We start from the raw sequence: 13,880 nt of genomic DNA, 5'->3' as shown, positions 1-13,880 counted from the left end.
TCGCTACGCTGCTCACGTACCAGACGCACTGCGCGCTCCCGGACTTCCGGGGAAAACTTGGTTGCCTTCTTGTTCATGGCTCGATTCTCTCAAGAATCCGAGCCTCCACAAAATTCGGTGCGGTTCACACCGCGAGGTCATCGAGAGCTTCGAACCGAAAGGCTGGCTAAAAACCGATGCGCTCAGTCTGGATCGACAATTTGATGCTCGATTGCGTACCGAATCAATGCTGCTTCAGTGCGGAGTTCAAGTTTTTTAAGTAGGCGTGCTTTATATGTACTGACAGTCTTTGCGTTGATGCCGAGACGGCTAGCAATTTCCGATATACCGTCGCCGCATGCTAGTCCTTCGAGTACGGCATTCTCTCGGGCAGTCAGGCGCGCGTGCAACTGCGCATCGGGAGGAATATCGATTGTACGGACCATCCGCTCTGCGACCTGTGCGCTCATGTACCTATGCCCGGCGAGCACCGAGTGCACCGCTCGGACCAATTCGGCCGCCGTGCTGTCTTTCGTGACGAAGCCGGATGCCCCAGCACTAAACACGGATTTTGCATAAGTCGGCTCGGCCGTGCTGCATAGTGCAAGAACTCGCATCATTGGGGTGTAGGATACGACTTGGCTGATCAATTCGATCGAGCGCGCACCTATACTAATGAGGTCGACGATCGCAATGTCGAATGTTTCATCTTGGACTGTCGCAATCAGTGCGTCGCCATCAGACAACTCGCGAGCGACTTGGTACTCCCCAGTTTCTTGAAGGATATACCGAATGCCGTCACGCGTAATCGCATGACGTTCCGCGAGAAGTACCTTCTTCATGCTCAACCCTCGTTGCGTTTTCTCGGACGTGAGTTGCAACCCGACACGTCAGCTATATCCATCGCGTAATGGCGGAATACGGCGTCTTATGGCCTCGGCTTGATATATAGAACTCGCATATCCAACATGCCACCGCATAAAACATGCCGAGATTTAACTGTAGGTGCTTAGTTTGACAAATGTCAACATAATTGGCTGTTCCATTGGTCAATTTCTAGCACAGGCGCTCTGTCTTCCCACGCGCTTCAGGATCACATCCGTAGTCATCTGACTGCCAGGAAGCTCGAACGCCAGACGTCGCCGGGACGTGGTACTGCTGACGCGACAGCGGGTGCTTCAGTGAGGAACAGTCAGTTCAATGCCGCCGCGGGCGCCGAAGGGATCGCTTCGGCGGCGATGCAGACGCGATTTCTTCCCTGGGATTTGGCTTCGTACGCCGCCAGGTCAGCCACCCGGATCAGCGCGTCTCCGTCGTGGACGGCAGGATGGGCAGACGATGAGACACCAATGCTGGCCGTGACGTAGTCGAAGCGACTTTTCACATGGGCGACATGCATGTCATGGATCGCCTGGCGAATCTCCTCCGCGACCGCAGCGGCGCCCTCGACGTCGGTCTCCGGGAGAATCACGACAAACTCCTCGCCGCCGTACCGTGCCACGTGATCGGACGGGCGGGAAACGCACGCGGATATGCAGTGAGCGACAGCCTTCAACGCCCGATCGCCGGATTGGTGGCCGTAATGATCGTTGTAGGACTTGAATTGGTCGATGTCGATGAAGAGAAGTGATAGATGCCTTCCCGTGCGCAGCGTGTTTGCCCATTCCTGACGCAATGTTTCGTCGAACGCTCCGCGGTTCTCGAGCCCGGTCAGCGCATCTCGACGCGCCAGTCTCTGCAGGTCGCATTCGGCGCGCTGGCGTCGGCGAAGCTCACGAGCGAGCAACAGTGCGCCCGCCCAGATGACGACAGAGAACAGTGCCATGAACCCGGTAAGCCATTCGGCACGGGTGCGCCAGCCGGCGAATACGAGCTCCCAGGCGGGGCCTACTGCAATGACGAAAGGCAATCCGGGGAGGCGCCTGTAGACATACAGTCGATGCACGCCGTCGATGCGCGAGATTCCGGAGACAGCGTCGGACGAGCGGCGCAACAGGCCGGAAAGAACTGCGGAACCCTGAAGATTCTTTCCGACGACGTCACGGTTATATGGAAGGCGCGTGATCAGCGTGCCATTGGTTGTCATGACGAAGATGGTCTCGTCACGTCCTACCGAGAGTCCGTCAAACAAATGATTGAAATAATCGATGCTCAATCGCCCGACGACGACACCAGTCAACGATCCGTTCGGTCCGTTAATACGGCGGCTCAGTGCGATGACTTTCTCATGCGGAGGAAATTCGGACGGATACGGCAAGCTGATATACAAGCCGGAATCGATTTTTTCCTTGTGGATCCGAAAAAGCGGCAATTCGGACCAGTCCACTCTATTCGCCGGGGCGCTGCTGGAATTCACCTGAAGTTTCCCATTGGTATCCAGCACTGAAATCGGGCCAAGGTATTTTGCCGTGGCGGCTCGGTCGAAGAGCACCGGGTTTCGAAGATCGACGGGCAACGACATGACGCGCGGATTTGTGGCGCCCTGTGCCGCGGCGCTCAGCGACAGCTCGTAAAGCTCGATGCTTCGCAGAATGTCGCGCTCAAGCGCGGTCCCCAGTTGGCGTGCGTGTCTCACTTCGCTGTCGTAGGCGTCTTCGCGAGCCGCGAGCAGCATCGCGGCAAAGAACACGCATGTGCACAGCCACAGCAGCCCCGCGCAACCGATAACCCCAATGGGCGTCAGAACCATGGACGCCGCCGCCCGTAAGCTGCGGGTTGCGAACTTCAAATTTCGGGACATCGATTTCTTTTTGATCTGCCAGGCGGAGTGGAAACGGGCGCATATTTCAGAGCCCGCGCCGCATCATAGCAAAAGCTGCACCAGGATTGATTAGAGTCAAATGTATGGTCGAATATTAATTGACGCGCGTGATTGGGTGATGTAATCAAACTCGTTGTTTCTGTGCCGCGCAGGACGGGCCTTTGACCGTGCCGCAGACGTCGTGTCGCTGGTGATCGATCGCGCGGTGGCGGTGGCTTTTGCGGGCAGAGCGGGATTCCTTCTGTTTCTAGCAAAGGTGCATTGTCGCGGTCGGCATAGTGAGCTTCGTTAATCAAATTAATATCCGCTTACACGAGGCATTCGCGAAGCGGGCGCAAATGCTGATGACAGCAAGCGTGAGCCACGCAGTATGAATATCGCGCCGCCGCTCGAAGCGGGCTCGCAGCTTGGATCAGCTCGCCCGGCCCGCTCGCATAGCGATGCGTCCGCAGCAGCGCAAGTCAGCCGAAATACTCCCTCATGTTGCGAAAAATCTCCCCGTTGGCAAACGCATAAATTACAGTTAACTTGCAATTTGCCGACATAGTAGTCGCGCGGAAGAAGAGCATGACGTCCATGGCTGTCGGCATCTGATGCGATGGGGACGGGAATCGGGCCGATGTGGAGGATGGAGGGACGCCGGCGCGCGATACGCCCAAAGAAACCGTAAGGGCGGCGCTTCGGCGGTCGTCTTATGCAGTTGACGGAAGCGGCGACGATCGCCTCCTTTCGTCTGCGCGAGTAAGTCGCTCGAGGAGCACGGACGGCTTGTGCCTGGATGCCCGGCAACTGGCGGCGGTCCAAAATATTTCGTACATGTGGTGCGTGCCGTAACGCTTCGAACCGGCCATCGGCTCGGTTACGTTGTAGGAACCGCGCAGCGCATCTAGCGACAGCAACAAGAGACAAAAAAACGGGGAATCAGGGAATGATGGAGGCTTGGCAACGGGTATTAAATCAGGGTGCGTCGACGTTCGTCGCACGCCAGCCTATCGTCGACCGGGACGGCCGGACCGTCGCCTACGAGCTGCTGTTCAGGAACGGCCACACTGCCACCGCCGAAATCGTCGACGGCTTCGGCAGCACCGCACATGTCGTCGAGCGTACCGTGGGTGCGTTGGGCCTCGATACGGTGCTCGCTGGCCTCGACGGATACCTGAATTGCACGTCGCATTTCCTGCACTCCGATGTGCCCCAGATCTTGACCGGTCCGCGATTCGTGCTCGAAGTCCTCGAATCGTGTGAGCTCGACGAGTCGCTGAAAAAGCGCTGCAATGCATTGCGCGCAGCCGGCTTTCGCGTGGCACTCGACGATGTCGCGAAGCTCACGCCGGACATCGTGGCGTTTCTACCGGCAGTCGACATCGTCAAGCTCGAGTGGCCGGCATTCGACGCGCCGAGCGCGCGCGCGATGGTGGGCGATTTGAAACGCGCCGGCAAGATCGTGGTTGCCGAGAAGATCGATAGCCACGAGCAGTGGCATGCTGCAATTGGCAGCGGCTGCGACATGGTTCAGGGCTTTTACTTCAGCAGGCCGCAGGTGATGGAAGCACGCCGTCTGGTACCTGATCTGGGACAGTTGTTGAATCTGCTCAACCTGCTGATCGAAGACGCTGGCGATCATCGCGTCATTCACGCGCTATCCGACATGCCGGTGCTGGTGGCGCAGGTTCTGCGCCTCGCCAACTGCTCCGGCAACGTGAACCCGAAGCGCACGGCCATCGCTTCGCTGCATCACGCACTCGCTGCGATTGGCACTACACGGCTATTCCAGTGGTGCAGCCTGCTGCTCTACAACCATCCCGATCCCGAGACGGTCTGTCGAGATCCGCTGATCGCGCTAGCCAGACAACGTGCTTCCTTCATGCTGGACGTCGCGCTCTTCGAGTCCCCGAACGAGACGGCCTTCGCACAGACCGCGTACCTGACCGGCATGCTTTCGCTATTGCATGTCGTCTACGGCCGGCAACAGGATGAGTTCGCAGAGGAACTGCCGCTCGAGCTCGGTATGAAAGCGGCCCTTACCGGGCGGTCCGGCAAGCTCGGAGAGCTGCTCGGCGCTGCCGAGATATTCGAGCGCGGACGGAATTCCACATCGGAGGGGCAAGGACAGAGATAGCCGATGGCGCTTCCTTTGCCTGGCAAGGCTGCGTGCCGAATGCGTCTCGCGGACCCATCGCCGGTCGAAGGAAGTCGCCAGGCGACCCGGAATACCGGGCGCAACTGCAGTGATTTTGATGGCGATCGGATGCGTCGATTTTGCGCCTGATCACTGGTCAGATTGGTGAGCGCGAGTCGTTATATGGAATGTCAAACTGGAGATGTACTTATGAGGTATTTAGTTAACCTGCGCATTGGAACTCGCCTCAGAGTGGGTTTTGGCATCACGTTGTTGCTACTGATGGTGACGGGCGGACTCGCCGCGTTGCAGGCGTCACGAATTTATGAGGGCACCCGGGAGATCGCCGACAACTGGCTCGTCAGCGTTCAGACATTGGGCGAAATCCGGGCGCTCGCCAACGGTGTCCGACGCGCCAGCCTCCGATCGGTGCTGGAAAGTGAGGCTTCGGCGAAGAACAGCCAGCGTAGTCAGCATGATGCAACGTTGGCATCCGTGAAAGTCGCGATGGCAAGTTATGAGAAGCGCGTGTCTTCGCCTGAGGAGCGGCAACGTTTCGACAATCTGAGTAGGGCCTGGGACGCATTCCTGGCATCCGACGCTAAACTTCTGACGCTGTCGGAAGCGGGCGATGCCGGATTGGCTGCGGCCAGATCGCTCGCAACGGGTGAGGCTGCAACGTTGTTCGCGCAGGCGCTAGATCTGATCGAGCAAGAAGTAAAGTTGAATCGCGCGGGCGCTGGCGTCGCGACGGCCGAAGCGGCAACCAACTATCACTCGACGCTCCTGTTGACCGGTGTGTTGTGCGGCACGGCGCTGCTGCTGTCGGTCGCTGTCGCATGGTTGATTACCCGTTCCATCGTCACACCGCTCGGTCGCGCAGTCGGCATCGCGGAGACGGTCGCGCGCGGCGATCTGACGTCCAATATCGAAGTATCCGGTCGCGACGAGACGAGTCAGCTTCTGCTCGCGATGAGGAATATGAATGCGCGGCTGCTGGACGTGGTGAGTCGCGTGCGCTCGAGCAGCGAAAGCATCGCGTCGGGCTCGGCGCAGATTGCTGCCGGCAACACCGATCTCAGCCAGCGTACCGAGGAGCAGGCGGCCTCGCTCGAGGAAACTGCGGCCAGCATGGAGCAGTTGACGGCGACGGTCAAACAGAACACGGAAAACGCGCGGCAGGGGAACACGCTTGCCGGCAATGCTTCTGAGGTCGCGGTCCGAGGCGGGCAGGTGGTGGCGAAGGTCGTCGACACGATGCACGACATTTCCGACAGCTCGGCAAAGGTCGCTGAAATTATCGCCGTCATCGAGGGCATCGCCTTCCAGACGAACATCCTCGCACTGAACGCGGCCGTTGAGGCAGCCCGGGCCGGCGAGCAAGGTCGCGGCTTCGCCGTGGTGGCGAGCGAAGTGCGCGCGCTTGCGCAGCGAAGCGCTTCGGCGGCCAAGGAGATCAAGGAGCTGATCAGTCAGTCGGTGGCCAAAGTGGAGGCCGGCACGTCTCTCGTCGACAACGCCGGCGCCACGATGAACGAGGTCGTCGTCGCGGTAAAGCGCGTCACCGACCTCATGGGCGAAATTGCGTCGGCGTCGGTCGAGCAGCATACCGGCATCGAGCAGGTCAACCAGGCGGTCGTGCAGATGGACGAGGTCACGCAACAGAACGCCGCGCTCGTGGAGGAGGCATCCGCTGCGGCGCAGTCGATGGCATCACAGTCGAACGCGTTGCGCGAACTGGTTTCGATCTTCCGCCTGCCGGACGGGATGGCGGTCGCGGCCAGCCCAACGGAGCGCGCGGCAGAGGTCCAGCCGCGCCCGAAGCCGGCTGTGCGAAAGACGGTTCAACGCAAAACCGAGGCCGCAGTCGTTGCCAATGAAAGCGCTGCGAGCTGGCAGTCATTCTAGTTTGTGACGCGTCGAGATCTTTGATGGACGGTTGGGGGGCGCATGCGCCTGCCAATCGTGGTTTCCGTTGAACCGGTCGATGGGAACCAATCCCTGATGCATCGAGAAATAAATCGGCTTGCTTCGGCATGGGATTAATGGCAGATTGGCTTCGGCGGTTTGAAAAGATAGAACGGCCGGAGTCTTAACTACATTCACGCACCGTTTAGGGAAACACTGATTAATAGACGATCACGCGAGGTTGTCGGTAACGCAGGCGTGGCATGGCTGCATGCCGAAGCGAAGCGTCGCCCGTTCGGAGAAGTTTGACCCGAAGATGTGCTTAATTTCCCGCATTTCTCACATGCATGACGGATTGCCCCCATGAATCGACCGCAGCCGGTTTCGCGCGATCACAAGATTCGCCAAGACGAACAGACTGAACAGTTGCGCGGTGTTCTTGAACAGCCCCTTGTAGCGCACCTTGCGATGACGGAACAGGTTCTTGACGACATGAAACGGATGCTCGACCCGCGCGCGGATTTGCGCCTTGGTTCGCTCCAGTGCGATTACCAGATCCTTCAGCGCACCGTCGCGCATCGCCTTGATTTTTGCTCGCTTGGCCCCCACGCGCCACTTCACCGACTTGCTCTTCATTTCATCGCGCTTGTCCACGCCGATGTAGCCCGCATCGCCGAATGCTTATTGCTCGTGGCCGTGCAACAGCGCGTGCGCTTGCGAAACATCCGACACGTTGGCGGATGTGCCGACCACGCTGTGAACCAGCCCCGAATTGGCATCGACGCCGATGTGCGCCTTCACGCCGAAGTACCACTCGTTGCCTTTCTTCGTTTGGTGCATGTCCGGATCGCGACACTTCTCGTCGTTCTTGGTCGACGGCGGCGCTTCGATGATCGTTGCATCGACCAGCGTGCCTTCCTTCATCATCAGCCCGCGTTCGCACAACGAGACGCCAATCTCGTCGAACAGCTTGCGCGTCAGGTCATGTTCGAGAAGCAGGCGCCGGAACTTCAGCAGCGTGGTTGCATCCGGCACGTTCTCGATGGCCAGATCAATCCCGGCAAGCGCCCGCATCGCGATGCTGTCGTACAGCGCATCCTCCAGCCCTTCGTCCGACAGGCTGTACCACTGCTGCAGGAAGTAGATTCGAAGCATCCGCTCCAGACCGATCGGCGGGCGCCCGCGCGCTCCTTTTGGGTAATACGGCTCGATTGCCGTCAGCAACCGCGACCACGGCACCAGCTTCTCCATCTCGTCCAGGAAACGCTGACGCCGCTGGCCACACTTTCCGCTTCCGCAAAGCTCATTTGCCGTTTCATCGTCATGGACTCGTTCCGTGAACTATGTTCTACAACGTCCTCGGCTGCGTCAGCGATGACCACCGAGACGGATAAATCAGTGTTTCCTTGGGTGACCCGCCAGTTCGGATTTTTTCAAGAAACGAAATGCAATACAGCGAAGAACGCGGCATTATTTCATCAACGTATGTGGTAATTTATACGCGTTGCGAAGTTCCGGTATCAAGCCGAATGTTTTTCCCGTTGACGCCATGAAAAACTCCCTTCTCATCCACTTGATTTCGGCCGTCGTACTGAGCGCCGGAGTTTTCCCGACGTCAGGGTTCGCGAGCACGATTGATGAGCAGTTTGCCTGCAAATCCAATGCGCACACGTTTATCGCCAATCTCATCAATAGTCATTTGATCGACCCCACCCCGATTCGCGTCGAGGCGAACTCAGTCAATGCGTTTCGCCCCACGCACGGGACGAATCTAACTGTATATGGCCTACGCGTTCGCGCAGTATTCGGATACCAACCTGGCGACCCGACCTTCAGACACGGGAATGGTAAGACTTCTTCGAGTCCCATCTATGGCGCGGTGGTGTTCGGTTCGAGCGAGTCTGTCGAAGCACAATTACGGCAAGCAGGCAGCACGGCAGTCGTTCAGCAAGTCATACCAATGATGCTTTCGGCCATTGTCTGCGAGACCTGACGCACGGATACCCGGCTTTTCCGTGCGCAGACCGGAGTGAGCTTTGCCGAGTGGCGCCAGCAGGTCTGCCTGCTCACAGCCATCGAGCGTTTGAGTGGAGGGCACCCTGTGACCCAGGTCGCATTGGACGTTGGCTACCCAAGTCATAGGGAAACACTGATTTCTCCGCCTCGGTGGTCATCGCTGACGCAGCCGAGGACGTTGTAGAACAAAGTTCACGGAACGAGTCCACGACGATGAAACGGCAAATGATCTTTGCGGAAGCGGAAAGTGCGGGCAAGAAGCGCGTGACGCGGCCGGCCACACCATTCTGCTGCTCGATGCGGCCGAGGCCTATCACCGCGAGTGATGCGCACGCAGGGCGACATGCCGGAGCCGTTTCGTCAGTTGCTGCCCCGCTTGCGGGATCCGGACTACACCCGAATCCTGATTGTCACGCTGCCGGAAGCCACCCCGGTTCACGAAGCGGAACGCCTGAGCGCCGACCGTGCGCGCGCAGGTATTGCGCCGTACGCGTGGGTCATCAACCAGTCGCTGCTGGCCGGTGGCACGGCCGATCCACTGCTATGTCAGCGCGGTACGTACGAGGTGCCGTTCGTGCGCCGAGTAGCGGACAACCTGGCGCCGCGAACCGCGCTGATCCCGTGGCTCGCCGAGGCCCCGGTCGGGGCAGCCGACCTGGAACGGGTAATCACGTAGCATCCCGAAGGAGCAACGCGATGAAAGCGCTTCCGATTCTGTGGCAACGACTCGTCACCAGCGGCAAGACCTGCCCGCGTTGCGCCGGCACCGGCGACGAAGTGAACTGGGCAACCCGACAACTCCGCGAGATCCTGGCGCCGGTCGGCATCGAACCCGTCCTGGAAACGCGTGAGATCGACGAAGCGGCCTTCAAGACCAACCCTGCGGAGTCCAATCGTATCTGGATCGCCGGAAAGCCGATGGAGGCATGGCTGAACGGCACAGTCGGCAGTAGCCGTTGCTGCGCAGTCTGCGGCGATGCGGAATGCCGCACTGTGGAGGTCGAAGGCGCGAGCTACGAGGTGATCCCGGAAGCGCTGCTAGTGAAGGGCGGGGCTGATTGCGGCATTGATGCTCAATGCCCACGGTAGCACGCAGGATCCGAGCTAGAAAATAGGAAGGAAACACATGCGAATGTACGTTGACGTCGTGGTGATCGGTGGCGGTCAAGCCGGACTCGCCACCGCATACTTCCTGCGCCGCGCGGGGATCGACTACGTCGTGCTAGATGACCAGAGCGCACCCGGCGGCGCTTGGCGACATACGTGGGAGTCCCTGCACCTGTTCTCGCCAGCGGAATGGAGTTCACTTCCGGGCTGGCAGATGCCGATCTCGCATAGCACGTACCCGTCGCGCAACCACGTCGTCGACTATCTGGCGAATTACGAGCGTCGTTACCACCTCCCGGTTCAGCGCCCCGTTCATGTCGAAGCCGTTTCTCGCACCAGCGAGGGTTTGCTTGTCACCACGGATCGCGGTGAGTGGCTGGCCCAAGCAGTCGTGAGCGCGACCGGCACCTGGAGCGCCCCCTATATCCCGGACTATCCCGGACGCGAAATGTTTCGCGGTCGCCAGATTCATTCGGCGCAGTATCGCAATCCGGACGATTTAAGCGGACTTGCCGTGCTGGTCGTCGGCGGCGGCAACTCCGGTGCGCAAATCCTGGCGGAGGTATCGACGGTGTGCAGCGCCACATGGGTGACATTGCACGAGCCGGTGTTTCTGCCCGATGATGTCGACGGCCGGATCCTGTTCGAACGCGCGACCGCCAAATGGAAAGCACTCCGTGACGGTCAGGCGACGGGGGTTCCGGTGGGCGGCTTGGGCGATGTCGTCATGGTGCCACCGGTACGAGACGCACGTACGCGAGGCGTGCTGCACACTGTGCGGCCGTTCTCGCACTTCGATGCAGACGGAGTCGTATGGGCAGATGGTTCACGCTCCCACGTCGACGCCGTGATCTGGTGCACTGGTTTCCGTCCCTCGCTTGGCCATCTCGATGCACTGCAGATCCGCGACGCTGATGGGCTGGTGAGGACGGATGGAACGCGCGCCAAAGACGAGCCGCGCTTGTGGCTGGTCGGCTATGGCGAATGGTGCGGTGCTGCTTCGGCCACGCTCATTGGTGTGATGCGCAGTGCACGTGACACGGCTCGAGAAATTGCGGAATACCTGCGTTCGACTCACGAGCAAGACGCCTCAGCACCTCGCCCCGTGTCAGGAGGAGGCGTCCGTTGACCGCAGGTGTACTGGCAACAACGCGTTCAGGGACGCGAAATACTCGTCCATAAACGCTTGATCGACGCCACGACAAACCAGTTCTGCAACGTGCGCGTCAACGGCCTCGCTGGAGTTGCCCCTGTAACTGAGGACACACGGACACCGTTAGGTTGATGACACCGCATTACGCCTGAACTCGCGAGGCGAGCGGTATTTCAGGGCTTTGTGCGGGTGGCGCTCATTGTAGTGTTCGAACGCGATAGCCAGACGCGAGAGCGCCGTTGGTGCGTCGGGCTTGTCCATATAGGCGACGTAATTGTGCTTCATGGTCTTCACGAACGATTCCGCCATGCCATTGCTCTGCGGCGAACGGACCGGTGTGGTCAGCGGCTCAAGACCCAGTTCGCGAGCGAAGCTGCGCGTGCGGTGGTCGATGTAGGCCGAGCCGTTGTCCGTCAGCCATTCGATGGACTGCGCGGCCTGCGTGGTGCCGAAGCGCTGTTCGACGGCGGCCAGCATCACGTCGCGCACCACATCACCGCTATGCCCGCCGGTCGTTGCTGCCCAGCTAATCGCCTCGCGGTCGCAGCAGTCCAGCGCAAACGTCACGCGCAGCGGCGTACCATCGTCGCACCGGAACTCGAAGCCATCGGAGCACCAGCGGGTGTTGCTGCGGTCCACGGCAACGCGACCGTCATGCCGCCGCTTGTCTTGCCGCACGCCGGGGCGGCGCAGTAGCAACTGATGCTCCCGCATGACCCGATACACGCGCTTGACGTTGATGCACGGCGCACCGCTCTGCTCCCGACTGCGGCGCAGCAGCGCCCAGACACGGCGGTAGCCGTAGGTGGGAAGGTGCGCCACATGGGCCTGAATCTCCTCGACCAGCCCGGCATCGTTGGTCACGCGGGCACGGCGACCATCGCGCCAGTCGGACGAGCGAACTCGCTTCACCGCCACGGCAGAGCGCGCCACGCCGAGAACTTCGCAGACCGTCTTCATCGGTCGTCCCCCGGCAGCAAGGGCGAGCGCGCAATCAGGTTTTATGAACGGCCCCATTCCACGGCTTCTTTCAGGATTTCGACCTCCAGCGTCTTCTTCCCGAGTAGCCGTTGCAGTTCCTTGATGGCGGCGGCCAGCTCAGATGCCGGCACAACGGTTTCGCCTGCCTTCACCGCCGCCAGACTGCCTTCCTGGTATTGCTTGCGCCAGCCGAACACTTGGTTGGCGTTGACGCCGTGCCGACGTGCAACGGCCGACACCGACGCTCCCGGCTCCAATGTTTCCTGCACGATGGCGATTTTTTCTTGCGCCGTGCGCCGACGACGGCGCTCCGGCTCGGTCAGAATTTCGATGCTTTCCACGTAATGACTAGGCTTACTGATAGGCACAAGACTATCCCTTATTTTAAGAGAGTCCTCGTGTCCTCTGATACGTGGGGCCGCTCCACACGCCATCGCGGCGCTGTGTGGCGGACGGGGCAACGTACGCCCACTGTAATAACATTGTGTTGACTGCTGCGAACGCACGGTGTAACATTGTTATTACTTTAGGGGTATGTCATGAAGACGACGATTCGCAGAATGGGCAACTCGCAGGGCGTGCTGATTCCGAAGCCCGTCCTTGCGCAACTCGGGCTGGAGAGCGAAGTGGAAATGGAGGTCGAGAACGACGCGATTGTTCTGCGCCGCCCGAAGCACAAAGCCCGTGAGGGGTGGGCGGAAGCAAGCAAGGCTCTGGCCGAGAGCGGCGACGATGCGCTGGTTATGGGCGAGTTTTCGAACGCCGATGACGCGGAGCTTGCATGGTGATGCGCGGGGAAGTCTGGTTGGTCGCACTCGATCCGACGCTTGGTAGCGAGATTCAAAAGACGCGCCCCTGTGTGGTCGTTTCACCTCCCGAAATGCACGACCACTTGCGCACTGTCATCGTCGCGCCGATGACTTCCAAGGGGCGTCCAGTGCCGTTTCGGATTCCGGTTACGTTCAAGCGCAAACATGGTTTGATCCTTCTGGATCAGATTCGCGCAGTGGACAAGGTGCGCTTGGTTAAGAAAGAGGGTGCAGTTGCCGATAAAACGTTGTTGGATACCCTGCGGACCTTGCAGGAAGTCTTTGCGGAATAAAAGAGGCATATATGACCGACAAGAGTAGCAATATGGATTACCACGTAGCGGTATCACATCCGCTACATTGGGAAGCCATTGCAGGCGGGCCGCCGATCGAAAATTCGAAGCTCGTGCCGATTTCCGAGTTGGCCGGTTACCAACTCGATCTAGTCCTGGCTCAAATCTTGGCGGTGTCGGGACGATTGAAGTCCATCGTTGTGCATCTTGGGCCGGGATACGCTGTGGCGAAAATCGAAGTAACAGAGGCTCACTCGGGAGCGCAGCCTAAGCTTTGGAGGCCGAGCGTCGATAGCGATGACAGATTGCCATTTCGACAAGAGCTTTCGGCGTGGGACGATGCCGATCCAGTCGGGAGCCTTCGAACCTACGTGCGATCAAACGTTGGTGAATTAGCTCGTGCGCGGCATTGGATAGAGCCGACTAGACAGCAAGGGTAAGTGTCGGCCCGGCCGACACCAAGGAAAATCGGAAAACATCGTGACGAAAACGCTCGCGCTCGATGCGCGGGCAATACGGGAAAACAGGTGAATAAAAAGCAGCAGGCCGAGTTGATAGCGACCCATCGAGCGCTGATCCAGATTCGCTTGCTGGCAGCTGCTGACCTGCCCCCTGCAAACAGGGCCAGCCGGAGTCTAGTAAAGTTCGTTTTCGGAGAAGAAGACGAACATGAAGAAGCGCTTTACGGAACAGCAAATCATCGGGTTTCTGAAGGAAGCCGAGGCCGGTATGCCGGTCAAGGAACTGTGCAGGA

The 13,880-nt window shown here is 59.5% G+C and carries 12 protein-coding genes and 2 pseudogenes; 10 read left to right on the top strand and 4 right to left on the bottom strand.

The window, feature by feature from the left end:
* Positions 1-182 precede the first annotated feature (182 nt).
* Positions 183-821: a response regulator transcription factor gene (locus C3Y15_RS29740; protein ID WP_011880280.1), complete on the bottom strand. Its 639-nt coding sequence runs from the start codon at positions 819-821 to the stop codon at positions 183-185.
* A 350-nt stretch (positions 822-1,171) separates the two neighbouring features.
* Entirely contained in the window at positions 1,172-2,668 is a 1,497-nt protein-coding gene (locus C3Y15_RS29735) for a sensor domain-containing diguanylate cyclase (RefSeq protein ID WP_166677071.1), read from the bottom strand.
* 1,000 nt (positions 2,669-3,668) lie between these two features.
* Here C3Y15_RS29735 and C3Y15_RS29730 point away from each other — a divergent pair.
* Both C3Y15_RS29730 and C3Y15_RS29725 read left to right on the top strand, forming a co-directional pair.
* Complete coding sequence (locus tag C3Y15_RS29730; RefSeq protein ID WP_011879704.1) at positions 3,669-4,859, top strand: EAL domain-containing protein; 1,191 nt, start codon at positions 3,669-3,671, stop codon at positions 4,857-4,859.
* A 210-nt stretch (positions 4,860-5,069) separates the two neighbouring features.
* Complete coding sequence (locus tag C3Y15_RS29725) at positions 5,070-6,767, top strand: methyl-accepting chemotaxis protein (RefSeq protein WP_124260312.1); 1,698 nt, start codon at positions 5,070-5,072, stop codon at positions 6,765-6,767.
* Positions 6,768-7,106: 339 nt separating this feature from the next.
* Here C3Y15_RS29725 and C3Y15_RS29720 read toward each other — a convergent pair.
* A pseudogene (locus tag C3Y15_RS29720) lies at positions 7,107-8,086 on the bottom strand (IS5 family transposase).
* Between the two features lie 230 nt (positions 8,087-8,316).
* On the opposite strand from C3Y15_RS29720, the gene C3Y15_RS29710 reads away from it, so the two are divergent.
* The 5 genes and pseudogenes from C3Y15_RS29710 (at position 8,317) to C3Y15_RS29685 (ending at position 11,019) form a co-directional block, all read left to right on the top strand.
* Positions 8,317-8,760, top strand: a complete 444-nt coding sequence (locus tag C3Y15_RS29710) for a hypothetical protein (protein WP_043292565.1) — start codon at positions 8,317-8,319, stop codon at positions 8,758-8,760.
* Positions 8,761-8,904 (top strand): annotated as a pseudogene (locus tag C3Y15_RS32460) (helix-turn-helix domain-containing protein); the annotation flags it as partial.
* A gap of 222 nt (positions 8,905-9,126) precedes the next feature.
* A complete protein-coding gene (locus tag C3Y15_RS29695; protein WP_230459693.1) occupies positions 9,127-9,459 on the top strand; it encodes an ArsA-related P-loop ATPase in 333 nt (110 codons plus the stop codon).
* Between the two features lie 20 nt (positions 9,460-9,479).
* Entirely contained in the window at positions 9,480-9,872 is a 393-nt protein-coding gene (locus tag C3Y15_RS29690; protein ID WP_011879707.1) for a DUF2703 domain-containing protein, read from the top strand.
* Positions 9,873-9,909: 37 nt separating this feature from the next.
* Positions 9,910-11,019 (top strand): ArsO family NAD(P)H-dependent flavin-containing monooxygenase, encoded by a 1,110-nt coding sequence (locus tag C3Y15_RS29685; RefSeq protein WP_011879708.1) that lies wholly within the window; start codon positions 9,910-9,912, stop codon positions 11,017-11,019.
* A 147-nt stretch (positions 11,020-11,166) separates the two neighbouring features.
* On the opposite strand, the gene C3Y15_RS29680 is transcribed toward C3Y15_RS29685, so the two are convergent.
* Positions 11,167-12,356, bottom strand: a protein-coding gene (locus C3Y15_RS29680) for an IS3 family transposase (RefSeq protein WP_155744937.1) whose coding sequence is annotated in 2 segments (ribosomal slippage) — positions 11,167-12,047 and positions 12,047-12,356 — 1,191 coding nt in all. Because the reading frame shifts where the segments join, the coding sequence is not laid out codon by codon here.
* 207 nt (positions 12,357-12,563) lie between these two features.
* On the opposite strand from C3Y15_RS29680, the gene C3Y15_RS29675 reads away from it, so the two are divergent.
* The 3 genes from C3Y15_RS29675 to C3Y15_RS29665 all read left to right on the top strand — a co-directional run.
* Entirely contained in the window at positions 12,564-12,812 is a 249-nt protein-coding gene (locus tag C3Y15_RS29675) for an AbrB/MazE/SpoVT family DNA-binding domain-containing protein (protein ID WP_045579168.1), read from the top strand.
* Positions 12,806-13,126: a type II toxin-antitoxin system PemK/MazF family toxin gene (locus tag C3Y15_RS29670; RefSeq protein WP_011879712.1), complete on the top strand. Its 321-nt coding sequence runs from the start codon at positions 12,806-12,808 to the stop codon at positions 13,124-13,126. Before C3Y15_RS29675 ends, C3Y15_RS29670 begins: the two co-directional genes overlap by 7 nt.
* 669 nt (positions 13,127-13,795) lie before the next feature.
* The coding region (locus C3Y15_RS29665; protein WP_134206827.1) for a transposase at positions 13,796-13,880 on the top strand (85 nt) is incomplete at its 3' end.

It is taken from the genome of Burkholderia sp. B10, assembly GCF_004368385.1.
In the GTDB taxonomy this organism is placed as follows: Bacteria; Pseudomonadota; Gammaproteobacteria; order Burkholderiales; family Burkholderiaceae; genus Burkholderia; species Burkholderia vietnamiensis.
This window is presented reverse-complemented; position numbering and strand designations above follow the sequence as displayed.

Excerpts from the sequence above, each read along its gene's own strand:
- C3Y15_RS29670 (WP_011879712.1), top strand. The coding sequence starts at position 12,806 with ATGGTGATGCGCGGGGAAGTCTGGTTGGTCGCACTCGATCCGACGCTT.
- C3Y15_RS29735 (WP_166677071.1), bottom strand. The coding sequence starts at position 2,668 with ATGGTTCTGACGCCCATTGGGGTTATCGGTTGCGCGGGGCTGCTGTGG.
- C3Y15_RS29695 (WP_230459693.1), top strand. The coding sequence starts at position 9,127 with ATGCCGGAGCCGTTTCGTCAGTTGCTGCCCCGCTTGCGGGATCCGGAC.
- C3Y15_RS29740 (WP_011880280.1), bottom strand. The coding sequence starts at position 821 with ATGAAGAAGGTACTTCTCGCGGAACGTCATGCGATTACGCGTGACGGC.
- C3Y15_RS29725 (WP_124260312.1), top strand. The coding sequence starts at position 5,070 with ATGAGGTATTTAGTTAACCTGCGCATTGGAACTCGCCTCAGAGTGGGT.
- C3Y15_RS29690 (WP_011879707.1), top strand. The coding sequence starts at position 9,480 with ATGAAAGCGCTTCCGATTCTGTGGCAACGACTCGTCACCAGCGGCAAG.
- C3Y15_RS29710 (WP_043292565.1), top strand. The coding sequence starts at position 8,317 with ATGAAAAACTCCCTTCTCATCCACTTGATTTCGGCCGTCGTACTGAGC.
- C3Y15_RS29730 (WP_011879704.1), top strand. The coding sequence starts at position 3,669 with ATGATGGAGGCTTGGCAACGGGTATTAAATCAGGGTGCGTCGACGTTC.
- C3Y15_RS29675 (WP_045579168.1), top strand. The coding sequence starts at position 12,564 with ATGAAGACGACGATTCGCAGAATGGGCAACTCGCAGGGCGTGCTGATT.
- C3Y15_RS29685 (WP_011879708.1), top strand. The coding sequence starts at position 9,910 with ATGCGAATGTACGTTGACGTCGTGGTGATCGGTGGCGGTCAAGCCGGA.